The sequence below is a fragment of the Verrucomicrobia bacterium S94 genome (assembly GCA_004299845.1).
Lineage (GTDB): Bacteria > Verrucomicrobiota > Kiritimatiellia > Kiritimatiellales > Pontiellaceae > Pontiella.
Genome location: CP036201.1, coordinates 1,171,233 through 1,188,015, shown reverse-complemented (window position 1 = coordinate 1,188,015; position 16,783 = coordinate 1,171,233). Strand labels below are relative to the sequence as shown.

Here is a 16,783-nt window from a genome sequence, read left to right as displayed (position 1 = left end):
ATCTCCTGTTGGTTAAAAGAATGAATGTCACATTCTAAACAGGACACCTGACTTATCGAATTATAATTTCGTCTATTAACAGACCGTCTCCGGCATTGGGTTCAATCCGGATGGTATTCGCTCCACGTCCGATTTCTACCGGAACGCTGATAGTGGACCATTCCTTTCCGATACGGCGCGTATTCGGCAGCAGCAGTGCTTTGTCGACGACTTCTCCATTGATCATCAGTTTAACGGTATGTCCTTTTTCATCTTTAATCCGTCCTCCATAGCGAATAGCCAGTTTCGCCGGACCCGCTCCACCATCATTTTCCTGATACCATTCCACATAGGCCCCGGCCTCCTTTCGGAATTTAAGATATCCTTTACCGCGATAATATTCCCCCCAGGACTCCACCGACGCACCGCTGAAATGGGCGGTTTCCGCCTGGGCTCCGGGAGAAGTCGTCGGCTGACCTCCGCCTTCCCAGATAAATCCTTCATCGTCGGCAAAACGTTCTTCCAGTGTTAAAACCGGATTCCCGTCCACCACAACCAGCGCCTTCACCGTGGTTCCGGGTTCGACCTTAAACGCTCCGGTATAGGGCACTGACTCTGTCGTCGGCTCCCGGCCGTCGGTTGTATAGAAAATCTCCGTATCAATCTCCGGAAGCGGGCCGCGAAGTGAGAGCAGATCCGTACCAATGGACACCTGATCAGAAAACTTCAGTTTTTTCTCTCCCAGAATACAGGCGGCCAGCAGCGCCACATCCCCATCGCCAACAGCTTCAATATAGGCACGCGTTAAACCATAAAATGCAATGCGGTTGTCCGTACCGTAATGCGGTTCCACATCAACCGGACTGCCGTTATCCAGCGCTTTAATCCGCCCGTTGCCAATCACTTTGAACCAGGTGCGGTTTTCTCCATACGGATAAAACTCGCCCTTTGCATCCGTTGTGGTCACACGAACCTGAACCAGATCACGGCCTGTTTCCTTCAACGGCTCCCCGTCAACCGACAACCTGATCCGAGCCGGCGCATCAGCCGTCCGGATCGTCTCCCGGGCCACCGGTTTCCCGTCCGCAAAACCCTCGGCACGCAGCGTACCCGGCTTCCACGGCACCATCCACTGACACTGCATTTTGTCCCATGTTCTGCCCGGTTTCTGCCGTCCGAGCGAACGGTCATTGAAAAACAGTTCAACCTCTTCACAGTTAGAATACACCTGAACCGGAACCCTTGTTCCCTCTTTCATATTCGGATGCGTCCAGTGCGGGAGAATATGCACCATCGGCGATTCCGTCCACTGGCTCTGATAGAGATAAAAAAGATCTTTCTCAAAATTTGCCAGATCGATCGCCCCGCCCATGAATGCTTTAAAGGGCCATCCGCCATGCACATATCCCGCTTCTCCGATATAATCATGTCCCGTCCAGCGGAAAGAACCGGCATAATACGGGATATCCCGCAGCTGCTCAATGTTCTTCCGCGCGGTCAGACGGACCATGGCATTATCATAACTCGAATTGAAAATCTGTTTTCCGCTGGAGCGATCCCCATCCCGAATCCAGTCATACGTGAAAATCTCCTCCTCCGTGAGATCAGGACAGGGATAAGGTTTCTGTTTTTCATTAGGGAATCCATCCCGGAACCAGGTTTTCGTACGGTAGAATCCCCGCACCTGCCAGGTGTGTGTATTTTCCGTTCCGATGAAAACCCGCGGATTTTCCTTATTCATTTCTTCAAATTCGTCCCACCAGCCCATCTTTTCGCTGTGCCCGTTAAAGCCGGCAATATCCATATCCTCCTGATTGGAATGGCCGGAAGTCACCGGTCGCGTCGGATCCAGTTCATGGCATTTCGCCACCAGCGCAGGAGCCACATCGCCGTGGGTTTCGTTGCCCACACTGTATAGCACCACCGACGGATGATTCCGGTCGCGTCGGATCCAGTCGGTCAGATCCCGTTCCCACCACGTATCAAAAAACCGCGCCCCGTAATCCTCATAGGCTTTTCGTCCCCAGCCGTCGAAAATTTCATCCATCACCATCATGCCCATTTCATCACACAGCTCATAAAACGTCGGCGTCTGCGGATTATGCGCTGTTCGGAAACAGTTCACCCCCATATCCTTCAGCTGCTGAATCCGAAAACGCAGGATTTTATCCGGAACAGCGGCACCCAGCGCACCGGCATCCTGATGGTTGCAGATTCCTCGCAGTTTGATGTTTTTCCCGTTCAGCCACATGCCGCTTTCCGGTTTCCACTCAATATCGCGAAAGCCGAACCGGGTTTCCACGCGGTCGCTCAACGTTCCATCCGCATAGATTTCGCTGACCGCTTTATAGAGATACGGCGACTCCGGAGACCACATCGCAGGCTGCTCCAGCGAAATCGTCCCTGCCACTGCCTGAAGTTCTCCGGCTACGGCAAAAAAACTGGTCTTTATATGAGCAACCTGTTTTCCGTCGGCATCAAAAACAGAGGTTTGCAGATTCACGGCACGGCCGGTTTCATCGGTGTTATTCACCTCGGTATCTATCGAAACGGTATTGCCGGAAGTGCGGACAAAAATGCCATCGCGTTCTGCATGCACCTTCCCTTTGATTTCCAGCCAGGTATGCGCATAAATTCCGCTTCCGGTATACCAGCGGGCTGACGGCTGTTTTTCATTATCCACCCGCACCGCAAACGTGATGGAATCCTCTTCCTGAACGAGGTCACTGATATCATAAGCAAATGTGATCCAGCCGTAAGGCCGTGTCCCGAGTTTCCGGCCGTTCGCCCACACAGTGGAATTCATAAATACGCCGTCAAAAATAATCTCCACATGCTGCCCCTTCCATGCGGGATCGACATCAATGGTTTTTCTGTACCAGCCGATGCCGGCGGGAAGATAACCGCACTGATCCCCCATGGGATGGTTCTCGCTGTATTGGCCCTCGATGCTCCAGTCGTGCGGCAGATTCAGGGTGCGCCAGCTGCTGTCATTGAACGCCGGGACCTCCTGACCGGCCCCGTCACCCCATTTAAATTTCCAGTTTTCATCAAAGCCCAGCCGGGTTCGTCCGGCCGGAGCAACGGCTGTCGTGAAAAGCGCCAGTATCAGCGTGATCCATCTCATGTATATAAAATCCCCGGTAAATTGAGGATCGTTTATACGATGCCGCACGACCGGCGGAAAACATACGTTTGCGTAAATGATATATGATAAATTGACAGCTACTCTTCGAGCAGATTGACCTGAAGAACCGCACAGGCAAGCCGGCCGCCGGAATCGGGATAAACAATTTCCACTTCGTTGACTTCCCGGAGAAGATTCACCGGAACCGGTACAGCAAGGGTTCCGAAAAAGGTGGAACGCCCCTTCTGTTCATCTCCGGCCCAGTTGTCCGGAACCTCCAGCGGCTCTCCATTGAACCGCACCTGATCCGGAAGAATCGCCAGGCCCTTTTCACGTCCCGGAGTAATCCGGAGAAATGCCGATCCTTTTCCGGTCGGGGTTTCCGGAAATGTAAAAGCGACGGCTTCGCCTTCCACAATATCCTTCATGTAATCCGTGGCATAGACTCGGTGTTCCCGAACGGTCCGGCGCGTCGGCATCGCTTTTTCCAACTCCAGATTCAGCAGCATGCTGTGTCCCGGGTGCAGCTTCACTGTGTCCGGAACACGTTTCAGTTCCCCTTCATGAAAACGCGGCGCTTTACCATGGGTTTCCAGACTTCGGAAAGACACCCGCCCGTTTCCGATATCCGGAAGCCCGGTCAGGTTCACCTTTTTCTCTTTTGAATCAAGATTGACCAGAATCAGGTTCAGTTTCTTTCCATCCGCCAGAAGATGCACCCGCACGTCTGGATTGGATGACGAACTCCATCTCCATTGCCCGGAAACTCCCTTCCAGAAATGGTAAAACAGCGAGAGCTCCGTCTCCACAAATGAACCGTCGGATTTCATGCGCCACAGCAGAAACGGATTGGCGGCCTCCTTTTCACGGTCGGGCCGATAAGTCCAGAGTCCTTTTCCAAGAATAAAAGGAACCGTTTTCATGATCCGGTCGGGATGATCCATAAACATAATCAGCTGACCGTTGAGCGAATACAGCTGCCCGGCGGTGCGCTCGGAGCTGTAGATATGATTCGCCATGCCGCCTTCGGGTATTTTCCCGTATTCGGAAATCACCTGCGGTTTGGCCGCACCCAGCCGGAGAAAACTGTAGGTATCGAACAGGTCCATGATGCCTTCAGTATTCGCCCCGGTGCGGTTGCGCGGTTCGCCGGTCACATTGACCCCGTCGTACGTGTGGTAGGAGAAAAAGTCCATCTCTTCCCCAGCCGTATCGATAAACATCTTCTCCCAATTGAACCAATGACGGAAATCATGCTGCTCCACTTCAATCCAGGCGGCGGTATACCCGCCGATCATAACGTCCGGATTCAGCTCCCGCACCCGTTTGGCCACATGCACATGCTGTTCCGCCATCCGTTCCGCCGTGGTACCGATTTCATCTGCATGCACAAAAGGTTCATTCAGCACTTCCAGATATGCCGGCCTTGTTTCATCGGTAAAATAATATTTCAGAAAATGCGCATAAAATTCCGCCACCCCCTCCATTGTACGCGGTCCCCATTCCGTATAATCATTTTCCGGCATAGGATGCATCCGTTCGGGATGCGTGCATATAATCGTATTCCTAATCTGTAAAGGATCGGCATCCCGACGCCATTCAGAACGCTGGATATGCTTCGCTCCCCGCAATTTCATCTGCTCGATATCAGGAAAATCAGGCCGGTCCGGATCAGCGGGAACACCGCGCGCCGCACCGGAAAGAGAACCTCCGTCACGGCCGTAACGTACATCCAGTTCATCTTCAAGATAGCTGTAATATTCCTTAAGCCGCGAATTCCGGGGGCCTTCGTGAATCGTAATAAACTGATTCCGGTCAAATTCCGTAACCCCGCCGATATTTCGGACCACCGACGGATGTAACTTTACCTCTACCAAAGCCTCGGCCGGCAGCACTACCGGCAGCAGAATCATTCCCAAAACCAAGCTGTATTTCATATATTTCCCGCTTTATCTATTTTGCAGGTGACGAACACGGCTCCCCGTTCGGGACAGTAATTGGCCGCTCTTTTTATCCCTCGGAAAACTACTCTTTAAACGGGTAGACCTTCCGGCCCTCAAGAATGGCCCTAACGGCCTCTTCTTTAGCCCTGCGGGTCGACATAAAACGCGCATCATTATGCTTGTCGATTGCGGATTGTGCCACGTTGGAATTCGTCTGATCTTCCCGCGGATATTCTGCAAGAAGAGCAGATGCCTCCTGTAAAACGGCCAACACTTCCGCTCGTTGTGTCTCATCCTGGATTTTTCTCAAAACCGGACTAAGCTCTGGTCGCGAAAAATTAATCAAATGGCCATGTTTCACATAATATTCCGCAATTTTTTTCCGGTTTTCCATGCCCAGCATCACTTTTTTCTGTTTGTTCCATCCATCCTTCAGCGAAAGGATCGGATTCCGACCGTTGTAATACGAAGCATAGGCTCCATAATAGACGGCATTCACATCAATCCAGCTGATAATGCGGTGCATCTCGTCGTCGGATAAACTCACATCATAATGCCCTTCCTGCAACACACGAACCAGTTTGCTACGATGCGATCCCCAGGCATAGGCAGGTAAAACGCCGGGCGGACCGTCCTGTACAGCATTCACCAGCTTTTCGCCGACGCCTTCATAACGTAATCCCGATTTAGCCATCAATTCAGTATAGGAAACATTAAACGGCAAGCTCAGGTCGCCGCACAGATTCAGCACTTCGCCCCCTTCGGTACCGTAGTCGTGGCAGCTGACACAGTGCCGATCAAAAACCGGCTGCACATCGGTAAGATAATTAAAGGGTTTAGCGTCCTCCACACTCGGCGTATCCAGCCAGGGTTCCAGCCGGCTCGGCGGGCGCCGCATGGCCAACGGAAACGGATTGGTGGCCGAGGGAGCATCGAGCCGGTTTTCATGACAACCGATACAGCCCTGGGTTTCCCCGGGACGCACCACGGTGCCGGATCGCATCGCCTGAACCATCTGTTTATTTTCATCCAACGCAAGAATCTGCACAAAAGTATCTGCCGGAATGCTGAAAAATGCCGATCCGTCTTCTTCCACGGGGACATCCCCGAGAATCTTTTTATTATTGGTCAGGTTCCAGTTCATTGCGGTCACCTGCGCGGCATCGATACCCCAGATCTGTCCTTCCGTCCACATTCTGCGCGGCGGGGCTTCGACAATACGCAGATATTTAATTTCGCCGCGTTTCAGCCCGGTCATCTCGTTACCTGTGCCCAGATAAACATCGTTCACATAAAGCTGTCCGTAATCCCGGGAGAAATCAACCGCATTCGGTATTACAGGCGGCTTCGGACGCGCCGCCAGCGGCACCGGTCCGTACGGACTCTGATGCGGTTCATCAAGTTCATAAACCACCACCTCATTACCGAACACATCCACCAGAACAATCGCCATATTGACCGGATCCTTTTTCCATGCATTTTTATAGGCGACCAACGGCCCGTCCAACGCCTTCGCCACCAGAAAGAAATACCCGCCACCCTCTCCGGCTTCCACATGGTGAACCGGATAGGGATCCTCATAACGCACCGGCAGTTTGCGGAATTTATCGATATGCCATGCATGCTTCATGTCCTGATTACTTTCATCATCCGGCGAAATCAGAGCACGCCCCGATTCCGGCCACATATGAATGACGGATTCCGGACCCTCCAGCCCTTTCGAACGATCCACAACAGCCAAAGCCCCCCACGGCAAATCATGGCATGCCCCATAAATACAGACCACCCGATCGGTCCCCGGAATCACCCGCGCATCCCCTATAAACCCTGGGCTCCAGGCATTATTACCCATAAAAAGTGCATGGCGGGTTCCATCGGGATTGGTCGTCCACAGCCCCAGCGACGGACCGAAATGTCGATCCACATACTCCCAGCGACTGTAAAGTACACGGCCGTCGGGCATCAGGCTGGAATGAAAATCAGCCAGAGCATTGAAACTGATCTGCTGAATATTCGCTCCGTCGCCTTCCATGGAAAACAGATTGTTGGAAATATGACGGTTGCATTGACAGAACTTCGGATCGCGGGTGGAACTGAAAATAATCATTCCATCCGGCATATAGATGGGATCCACGTCGGAAATCATGGAACCGAATGTCAACTGACGGGTTTCCCGGGTCTCCAGATCCATTTCATAAAGGTGATAATCATCCTCTTTATTGCGCCGCATCGAATAAAGAATTTTCTTCCCGTCAAAATGCACATCCACATCACGCAGCGTCCCCTCAGGCTCCTCCGCCAGCACGGCTTTACGCACAACGGATCCGTCATCCTGAATAGATATCACTTCCAGACGGCCGCCGTGACTGTGCCAATGCTTAATACCGGCAAGGTCACCTTTGTTCACATCCCCGTTCTGGAACATGGTATTGATCGGCCCATGACTGCCCCAATACTGATTCCGCACCTCTACCAACCAATCATACCCCTTCACATGAGGATGATTCAGCAATGCCTCTCGCTGCAGGTTTGTAAAAGCCGGGGTTGTTTCATCTGAAATCTGCTCCAACCGGCGAAGATATTCTGCACCATGCGGATACTCCTCTCCAAAAGTTGCGGATAGATATTCAATAGCAGCGCGAAGCGAGGCTGCAGAGTTTTCCCGGCCACTTCCTGCCATCGGAATAACAAGAAAAATCAACATCCCGAAGCGTGCCGTTTTTTGCACGCATTTTCCTATCCATAATGCCTTTGGTTTCATATATATCCCTACTGTCTAAATACCATTCATAATATAGACGTACGTTCACCCGTTTTGAAGACGCAATTTTAAATAAAATACATAAAGGACAACTTCCATGGCAGACAGCAAATACCACGTCCCCAATCTGGAACGAGCTCTGCATATTTTTCAGCTCTTGGCGGATCACCCTCAGGGAATGACCCAAAAGGAGATGATTGATGCGCTCGAAATCTCAAAAAACAGCGTGTACCGAATTACAGAAACGCTGATTGATCATGGGTATATTGCGCGTGATGAGCCAACGAGGCGTTATTTTCTTACCCGCAAAATGATGTCGCTCGGAGCAACCGCGATGGGTGACCGAAAAATTGTCGAAGCATCGTTCAGCGAAATGCTCCACTTGCGCGATGCCGTCAACGCGTCTGTTTATCTCGCTGTGCTCGAGGGACACAAGGCGTCATTCTCGAACAGGCTACCGGAGGAAGCCCCTTTAAATTCTCCGTCGATCTAGGCTCCCGTTTCAATCTGCACTCCGGTGCTCCGGGCAAAGCCCTGCTGGCCTTTCTGCCCGATGACGAACGCGACGAAATCCTTTCAAAAATCACCTTAACCAAATTCAATGAACGCACCATCACCACCAGAAAAGCCATGATGGCCGAAATTGCCCGAATACGGGAAAAAGGCTACGCCACAGATCTGGCCGAAGAATTCGAAGGCTGTCACTGCGTCGGCACCGTCATCCGCGACCACGCCGGCTATCCGATTGCCATGATCTGGGCCACGGGCACTTCGTTTAATCTCACCGAGAAAAAATTCCCGATGGTTGGAAAAAAGGTTGTGGAATCCGCCCTAACGATTTCACGGAAATTCGGCTATCCGGGTTAACGGAAAAACAAAGTCCCTGAAGTGACGAAATAACACATGTCTTTTCCGCAATATTGAACCCATTTCCCGTCCTGCTGGTGTATCGTATAGCGTTACATATACACCATTAAACGAGAAAACGGGATGTTTAGAATCGGAATAGGTACGGCAGTGCTTCTGTGCGCAGTGCTCGCAAACGGAAAACCGAATGTGGTTCTGGTGATGGCCGATGATATCGGTCTGGGTGATATCAGCTTTTACCAACGTTCGAAGGGCAGAAAAGTCCCCACGGTGGAAACGCCGAACATTGACCGTCTGATTGCTGAAGGCATGCACTTTACCGACGCTCACTCTCCTGCATCACTATGCGCCCCCACCCGCTTTTCAATGCTGACCGGAAATTATTCCTACCGGAATCACAAACCGTTCGGCGTCTGGAAGCCGGAAGAAAAATCCGGCATCGATAAGGGTGGATTCACCACGATTGCCCGATTGGCTAAAGCGGGCGGATACCAGACTGCATTTTTCGGAAAGTGGGGGTTGGGCAGTTCCTGGCTGAGGTATCCGATCGACTGGAAAAAACTGTCCGGCGGAGCCCTTCACTTCGGTTTTGATTATGCGCTCGAACTGCCCGAAGGCATTCAGAACATTCCCTTTGCCTTCTATGAAAACCAGGTCTGGATGAAACTGGCCGACGATTCGGTCATCACCGAAATTGATGCCGACCAGACACATTATTCCACCTCAAAAAAACATCTCGATCGCGGCGGCATAGCCGACTCCAACTGGGATCCGACTCTGGCCGGACCGATGCTGGCTGAAAAAGCCGTCGCCTACATCTCTACTCATGCCGCCGCGCCTTTTTTTATCTATTACTGTTCGCAGGCTGTACACATCCCTCACGCTCCGCCGGAAGAGCTGGACGGGGTCGGAATCAGGGGAACCACGCCGGGCAAACACGGTGACATGATCAAAGAGCTCGATGTACAGGTCGGCATGCTGGTTCGCGCGCTGAAAGAGGCCGGGGTATACAACAATACGCTCTTTGTCTTTACCTCCGATAACGGCGGACTGTCCTGGGATAAGGATATGAAAAAAGCCGGACATAACACTTCCAACGGACTCAGCGGCAGCAAAGGTTCCATTATGGAAGGCGGACACCGCGTACCGTTCATTGCGGTCTGGCCGGGAAAAATCAAAGCGGGTTCGGTTTGCGATGAGCCGATTGTTTCCCACGATATGGTGGCAACCGTCGCCACGCTGGCCGGCCGGCCGGTTGATCGCAATCTCATCAAAGATTCACTCAACTTAATCCCCGTTTTCCAGGGGCGGAAACCGGCGGAACGACACACCGTTTTAATGCACCAGCAATCCGGAGGACCATGCTGGGCGATTCGCGAGGGCGATTGGAAACTGATCCTGAAAGCTGCGGAAAACGTTCCGGATTTTAAATTCAAACCTGAAAAACTGCTGGAGCCCGGCGTAATGCAGCCTTTCGGTCTGTACAACCTGAAACATGACCTTGCTGAGAAAAACAATCTGATCCGTAACCCGGAATATAAATCCAAAATACAATCAATGGCTCAACGCTGCTTTGAACTGCGCAAAACCGGGGCCCCAACCATAGATTAAGGAGAGATAAAAATGAACAGACGTCAGTTTTCATCCATCATGACCGCAGCCGGTTTCAGCAGCATGGCGCGCACTACACTGGCTGCAAAATCAAAAAAACCGAACCTGCTTATTATTCACACCGACGAACATAACTTCAGGACGCTGGGCTGTTACCGCGAACAGCTGAGTCCGGAACAGGCCTTTGTCTGGGGAAAAGACTACGGAGTCGACACTCCGAATATTGACTCCATTGCGCACGAAGGGGCCATCTGCAACAACTACTACTGTTCCTCCCCGGTCTGTACCCCGTCACGCGCCTCGCTGATCACCGGTCTGTATCCCCAGGCGACCGGTGCTCCGAAAAACGGTGACCGCATCCGGCAGGATATCCCTACCTTTGCCTCCATTCTTACTGAAAACGGCTATGCAACTTCCTATGTCGGCAAATGGCATCTGGACGGCCACGACAAATACAGCTTCGGAATTGAGTACAAAGCCGGCTTTGCAGATAACACCTACATGATGCGCGGCGGCCACGCTCCGTTTTTCCAGGTGAAAAACAACGCCGTGTTCAAGGGAGGCATCGGCGAAAAAACTGCGGACAAACTGCCGAAAGATGAAGTGGTACACATGACCGATTTCTTCACCGATAAAACGCTGGAAATTCTCGAACGGGATAAGGACAAGCCGTTTGCCGTAATGCTCTCGATTCCCGACCCGCATACCCCGGATTATGCCCGCCCGCCCTACCACACGATGTATGATCACATGGATCTCCAGCCGCCGAAAACACAGGCCCCGGAATATACCGCCGCTAAACCGGGCTGGGCCAAACCGCTGAATAAAATGGATAAAAATGAAGCCGACGGGTTCGATCCCAAACCACTGCGTCAGTATTTCGGCATGGTGAAACATATCGATGATTCAGTCGGTCGTATCCTGACCTTTCTCGATAAAAACGGACTGAAGGAGAATACGATTGTTGTGTTTACTGCCGACCACGGCGATATGTTCTATGAACACAACCGGCACAACAAAGGGGTACCCTACGAGGCCTCAGCCAAAATTCCCTATGTCATCCGCTATCCGAAAGCCATTCCTTCCGGAAAAGTGATCAATAAGGCATATACCAACTGCGACTTCACCCCCACCACCCTGGCATTGATGGGCGTAAATACCGATGCAACCTTCCATGGTTCCGACACCTCCGCCGATTTCCTCAGCCCGGAAAAAACGGTAACCGGCAACCGAATTACCTATTTTGCCAAAAGTGGCGGCTGGTGGGTGGCGGCGGTCGACGGACGCTACAAACTGGTGCTGGATAAAAATGAAAAACCTTGGCTGTTCGATCTGCAGAAGGATCCGGATGAACTGGTGAATCAATACAATAACCCGGAATATGCGGAAATTGCCGAACGGCTGCAGAATGAACTGTTCAAACAGATGAAGCAGTTTGATGAACCCGGACTGAAAAACAAACGTCCGTATGTGCTTAAAGGATAATAATGAAAAAACTTCTCCCTTTTATCGTATTCGGAATCTGCAGCCAGGTCTGTTCCGGCAAATCGCTGGTGGATTATTTTCTGCCCATGGAACCTCTGGGACCTCTGGTTTCCGAGGGCATCTGGGGAATCCGAATGTGCTGCCCCGGGATATCAGAAACGGACTCGAAGATTCAACGTTGAAAAACTGGTGTTACTGGGATGGACGGATTGTTAAGGATGATGCCGGCAGATATCATATGTATGCGAGCCGCTGGCATCATTCTTTCCCTCACTCAACCGGCTGGAAGGAAAACTCAAAAGCCATCCATGCCGTCAGTGAAAACATTATGGGACCATACCGGGATCTGGGGCTGGTCTACCCGCAATGGAAGGACGGCAAAGGCCATAATGTCATCGGTCTGCGCATGCACGACGGCCGGTACGCCGTGGTGACCAGTGAAATCACACAGGGGGAGGTTTTTGTTTCAGATTCCCCTGACGGTCCGTTTGAATTGCTGGGGACCATCCAATGGGAAGCCAACGGATTCAACCCGGGACTCGCGGCATATCAGGGCGGCAAAGGCCATATGTCCAATGTAAAAGTGCTGCTGCGTCCGGACGGCCGCTACATGATTGTTCCGCGTTCAACCTGTGTCATGATCAGCGAAAGCGGTATTCTGGGACCTTACAAAATCATGAGTGACCGCGTGTACAAACACTATCCGCAGCTGCCGCAGTCGAAAAACGAAGATCCGACGGTCTGGTACAGTGGCGGAATGTATCACATGGTCTATAACCATTGGCCGTCCAAAACCTCACACCATTTCAGTTCCATCGACGGCATCCACGACTGGAAATACCGTGGTATTGCTTTTAAAAAAGACGAATCGAAAATATTCAGATATACCGACGGCACCATCAACGACTGGCAGTTTGTGGAACGCCCGACCGCCTGCGTCGATGAACAGACCGGTCACGTGACCCATTTTATTTTTTCCGTCATCGACGTGACCAAAGGACAGGACCGTGCCAACGACAACCATGCCAGCAAAATTGTTGTGGTTCCTTTCGATGGAGAAGCCTTTGACCGTGATATGCAGAACATCGTGAAGAATGAAAAGAAGGAGGTTCAGTCGTGAAATTGCAGCTTATATTTGGAAGCTTTTTCCTGACATTAAGCCTGTTTGCAGAAGACAGGCCCAATATTCTGCTGATCATGGTCGACGATCTGAACACCTCGATCGGCTGTTTCGACGGCCCGGCATTTACCCCGAACATCGACCGGTTTGCCGAAACCGGCATCAAATTTACCAACGCCTATTCAGCCTGCCCTTCATGCAATCCTTCGCGCGTTTCGATGATGGTGGGACAGCGGCCGGAAAATAACGGAGTTTTCAACAACACCCAGCACTTCAGGGAAACCGCGCCGGCTAAAGATCTGATCACTTTCCCGCAGTTGCTGAAGGCCAATGGGTATCACACCATAGCCGCCGGCAAAGTGTTTCATCACCGTCGTGGTTCCCGTGATCTTCCGGACCCGCAGTCGGACCCTCAATCCTGGACGTATCAGCCGGGTATCTCTGGCGGAAAATATTTCGGACACGATTTCAAGAACCGTTTTCATCAGCCGGACGGTCTGCCTAAATGGGTACTGAACACCCGTGTTCAGGTTGATCCGAAAGACCGGAAACGGCTGAAATCAACCTGGGTCTGGGGGCCTCTCGAAGAGGATATCGAACCGACCGATACCCTGGACTGGAATACGGCGGAATGGGCCGCGGCCTGGTTGAATAAAGATCGGTCCGATCCGAAGCTGAAATCGGCCCCGTCGCCGGATGAAAAACCGTGGCTGCTGGCCTGCGGCATTTTCCGCCCTCATATTCCACTGATCTGCCCTAAGGAATTTTTTGATCTCTACCAAACCGAGGAACATAAACATCGCCTTATAATGCCTGATATTCCGCCGGACGACATCATGGATCTTCCGAAAGCCGCCGGAGCCGGAAAGGACTGGTTTGCAAAATATGTGAAAGACTGGCCGGAGGAATGGGCTTATCTGCGGCATGCCTACTATGCCTGTACCACCTATGCCGATGCGGCAGTAGGCATTCTGCTCGATGGCCTGGAAAAGAGCGGGTATGCCGATAACACCATCGTGATCCTTATGGGCGATCACGGGTATCAGCTCGGTGAAAAAGACCGCCTGGGTAAAGCAAAGGTCTGGCGGGGAGCATCCGGCATGCCGATGATTATCCGTATGCCGAACGGAAAAACCGGTACAGCGGATTCAGCGGTATCCATGATTGATATCTACCCCACTCTCGTTGAGTTGCTTGGGCTGAAAGCGCCGCATAAACTGGATGGAACCAGTCTGCTTCCCCTTCTTGAAAATCCTGAAGCAAAGCGAACTGAACCGGCTGTTATTACCAGCACCGGCGGAACCCAGATCGGCGTTGTACACGATCAATGGCACTACATCAGCTACAGCGACGGATCCGAAGAACTGTACGATCACAGTGTAGACCCCGGAGAAATCACCAATCTGATGCATCCCTCCAACTACAAAGAAAAATACCGTATCGTTGCAAACCGGCTGAAAAACCATCTTCCCGCAAACCGCAGCATGTAAAAATAACCGGATCATTCTGAAAGACGGCCGCCCGGCATGTTCTGCCGCGGGATTACTGCGGATTTATACCCGCAGAATGCGTTTCGGTGTATGCGTAAATAAAGTTTACGCAATTGTATATATCACCCGCCCGAACTAGAGATCATGATGGCGGTTACTGGAGATTTTATGAAACTGACCCCTGTAACAGCACTCGTTCTGACATCAACCCTGGTGAATGCCGGAGAAAAAACATTGATCGACTTCTTTCTGCCTATGGAACCTCGAAATAGGGTTTCAGACGGTATCTGGGGCGCAGATCATGTACTGCCCCGCGATATCGATAATGGGCTTGAAGATCCGACCTTGGAAAACTGGTGCTACTGGGACGGCAGCATTGTTAAAGATGATGACGGCCGGTACCACATGTATGCCAGCCGCTGGAATCAGGCTTATTCGCACAGTGCCGGATGGAATAAACAGTCCAAAGGCATTCATGCCGTCAGTGATAACTTCTGCGGACCGTACACCGATCTGGGAGAAACCTGGCCGCAGTGGAACAACGGGTCCGGACACAATGTGGTGGGACTGCGCATGCATGACGGCCGTTATGCTCTGATCAGCAGCGAAGTTACTCCCGGCAATGTTTTTGTATCGTCCTCCCCTTTCGGTCCGTTTCAGCATCTGGGAGAATTCATTATTGATCCCAATGGTTTTTATGAAGGCTGGGCGCGGTATGATGAACTTGATGACGGAGCGGTACGTGCCGGAGTACTGGGTCATCTTTCAAATGTGATGATTATCCTGCGCCCGGACAACCGCTACATGATGCTGGCCCGCCACTGCGTTCCGATGATCAGCGATAACGGCATCCTCGGACCCTATAAAATGCTGAACGGACGGGCCTGGGAAGGTTTGGAGAATATGCCGCAGTTTAAAAATGAAGATCCAACCATCTGGTACAGCGACGGAATTTATCACATTGTCGTCAATCACCATGGCGGCGGGGATATCACCTATCATCTGACATCGGAAGACGGCATTCATAACTGGTCAAACCGGGGGCTGGCTTTTCATAAAAAGGCCGGGATTTTCCGTTATACAGACGGAATCCGGAACGACTGGAATATTGTTCAGCGCCCGACGGTTTATACCGAAAACGGTATGGTTAAAGCATTCAATTTTTCTGTGATCGATGTGCACAAAGGAAAAGATCGGGGCAGCGATAATCACGGCAGTAAAATTATTGTTGTTCCGTTCGACGGTGACGGATTTAACCGGCACATCCGGAGAATAGTAGATGCCGAGACTGCTCAGGTTTATACCACCCCGCTGCCTGCGCCCTGGCAAGTTGTCGACCTGGGTCCTGTGCCTTCGCCCGGAAAAACCGGATTTAATACAAGGTTCAATACGTTCCGTGTTGAAGCCTCCGGCAGCGGCCGGCATGGGCGTTTTATATATCGGAAAATGACCGGCGATATTTCCGCCCGCGTTCTGGTTCTTTCGCAGGATATTTCTCCTGAAACAGTTCTGTCCGGACTGATGTTTCGCGAAAACCTCGGCCCTGATGCGCGCACCGTTTCCTCAACAATCTCCCGGACAGACGGATTCGTTTTTGAAAATGAAGGAAAAGTTATCAGAAAACAAAGTCTGAGGGCCCCCTATTGGCTTCGTATGGAAAAACGGGGAAACCGCATAACCTCCTTTATCTCTTCAAGCAATGATATGAACTGGGAAAAAACCGGCGAAACCATCGCGGATCTGGGAGCGGAATTTTATGCCGGACTCTTCGCGCATTCTGACGGTGCAAAGCAGCCGGGACTTTCCCGCTTTAAAGATGCCGATTTTCATGTCTGGGGCGAACCGCTGAAAGAGGGAGTGGTCAGCCACACCTTCCCCGACCGGATTCCGGCTTCAGGTAAAATCACCTTTGAAGTCGAGTTCGAAAACCGGCAGACACTCGATGTTTTTGTGGAGCTTCAGCATGTGCATACCACGGAAAAACTCAAAGCATTACGCCGGCGGATGCCTCCGAAAGGCACCCTGGAACTGACCTATGATGCGGGTCCGCTGAAACCGGGCGAAGCCTACTGGTTTGTATTGAAAAGTATCCCGATGCACGGCCATGAAAACCGCGCGGTTCAGAGCACCTTCAAAAAGGTACTGGTGAAGTGAATCCATGCAAAGTTCAGGCTTTTTGAATGTACTGAAAACCGCGCGACCGGAACACGCCGATACAGCTGATCTTTTTTAAAACAGGTATACCGGCAGATACAGAATACGGTCCGAGAGGACTCCGTATCCAGGATGCTCCATGGTCCCGGTGGCAAAAAAAAGTATGTTTTTTACGCTAATCGCTCTATTGAAAATCCCGACGTGAATCTACCTTGTTTGATTAAATTCAGACGAGGAGTTTTTCAG

General features: G+C 51.5%; 11 protein-coding genes. 8 read left to right on the top strand and 3 right to left on the bottom strand.

The features are described from left to right. Window positions 1-52: 52 nt before the first annotated feature. From EGM51_04975 to EGM51_04965, 3 genes are all read right to left on the bottom strand, one after another. Window positions 53-3,106, bottom strand: coding sequence for a DUF4982 domain-containing protein (locus EGM51_04975; GenBank protein ID QBG46777.1), 3,054 nt, complete (start codon window positions 3,104-3,106; stop codon window positions 53-55). 98 nt (window positions 3,107-3,204) lie between these two features. Continuing rightward, entirely contained in the window at window positions 3,205-5,043 is a 1,839-nt protein-coding gene (locus EGM51_04970; GenBank protein ID QBG46776.1) for a beta-agarase, read from the bottom strand. Window positions 5,044-5,131: 88 nt separating this feature from the next. Beyond that, window positions 5,132-7,753, bottom strand: a complete 2,622-nt coding sequence (locus tag EGM51_04965; GenBank protein QBG46775.1) for a hypothetical protein — start codon at window positions 7,751-7,753, stop codon at window positions 5,132-5,134. A 154-nt stretch (window positions 7,754-7,907) separates the two neighbouring features. On the opposite strand from EGM51_04965, the gene EGM51_04960 reads away from it, so the two are divergent. The 8 genes from EGM51_04960 to EGM51_04925 all read left to right on the top strand — a co-directional run bounded on the left by EGM51_04960 (window position 7,908) and on the right by EGM51_04925 (window position 16,537). Beyond that, entirely contained in the window at window positions 7,908-8,303 is a 396-nt protein-coding gene (locus EGM51_04960; protein QBG46774.1) for a hypothetical protein, read from the top strand. Beyond that, entirely contained in the window at window positions 8,171-8,677 is a 507-nt protein-coding gene (locus tag EGM51_04955; GenBank protein ID QBG46773.1) for a hypothetical protein, read from the top strand. Before EGM51_04960 ends, EGM51_04955 begins: the two co-directional genes overlap by 133 nt. A 123-nt stretch (window positions 8,678-8,800) precedes the next feature. Further along, window positions 8,801-10,288: a sulfatase gene (locus EGM51_04950; protein ID QBG46772.1), complete on the top strand. Its 1,488-nt coding sequence runs from the start codon at window positions 8,801-8,803 to the stop codon at window positions 10,286-10,288. Window positions 10,289-10,300: 12 nt separating this feature from the next. Continuing rightward, window positions 10,301-11,773: a DUF4976 domain-containing protein gene (locus EGM51_04945; GenBank protein ID QBG46771.1), complete on the top strand. Its 1,473-nt coding sequence runs from the start codon at window positions 10,301-10,303 to the stop codon at window positions 11,771-11,773. Between the two features lie 2 nt (window positions 11,774-11,775). Then, a complete protein-coding gene (locus EGM51_04940; protein QBG46770.1) occupies window positions 11,776-11,955 on the top strand; it encodes a hypothetical protein in 180 nt (59 codons plus the stop codon). Further along, window positions 11,952-12,893, top strand: coding sequence for a hypothetical protein (locus tag EGM51_04935; GenBank protein QBG46769.1), 942 nt, complete (start codon window positions 11,952-11,954; stop codon window positions 12,891-12,893). Before EGM51_04940 ends, EGM51_04935 begins: the two co-directional genes overlap by 4 nt. Continuing rightward, window positions 12,890-14,383 (top strand): DUF229 domain-containing protein, encoded by a 1,494-nt coding sequence (locus EGM51_04930; protein ID QBG46768.1) that lies wholly within the window; start codon window positions 12,890-12,892, stop codon window positions 14,381-14,383. Before EGM51_04935 ends, EGM51_04930 begins: the two co-directional genes overlap by 4 nt. A 168-nt stretch (window positions 14,384-14,551) precedes the next feature. Next, a complete protein-coding gene (locus tag EGM51_04925) occupies window positions 14,552-16,537 on the top strand; it encodes a hypothetical protein (protein QBG46767.1) in 1,986 nt (661 codons plus the stop codon). The last annotated feature ends 246 nt before the right edge of the window (window positions 16,538-16,783 follow it).

What these genes read in the sequence shown, in the direction of transcription:
- EGM51_04925 (QBG46767.1), top strand. Translation starts at nt 14,552, where the DNA reads ATGAAACTGACCCCTGTAACAGCACTCGTTCTGACATCAACCCTGGTG.
- EGM51_04975 (QBG46777.1), bottom strand. Translation starts at nt 3,106, where the DNA reads ATGAGATGGATCACGCTGATACTGGCGCTTTTCACGACAGCCGTTGCT.
- EGM51_04950 (QBG46772.1), top strand. Translation starts at nt 8,801, where the DNA reads ATGTTTAGAATCGGAATAGGTACGGCAGTGCTTCTGTGCGCAGTGCTC.
- EGM51_04970 (QBG46776.1), bottom strand. Translation starts at nt 5,043, where the DNA reads ATGAAATACAGCTTGGTTTTGGGAATGATTCTGCTGCCGGTAGTGCTG.
- EGM51_04940 (QBG46770.1), top strand. Translation starts at nt 11,776, where the DNA reads ATGAAAAAACTTCTCCCTTTTATCGTATTCGGAATCTGCAGCCAGGTC.
- EGM51_04945 (QBG46771.1), top strand. Translation starts at nt 10,301, where the DNA reads ATGAACAGACGTCAGTTTTCATCCATCATGACCGCAGCCGGTTTCAGC.
- EGM51_04965 (QBG46775.1), bottom strand. Translation starts at nt 7,753, where the DNA reads ATGTTGATTTTTCTTGTTATTCCGATGGCAGGAAGTGGCCGGGAAAAC.
- EGM51_04960 (QBG46774.1), top strand. Translation starts at nt 7,908, where the DNA reads ATGGCAGACAGCAAATACCACGTCCCCAATCTGGAACGAGCTCTGCAT.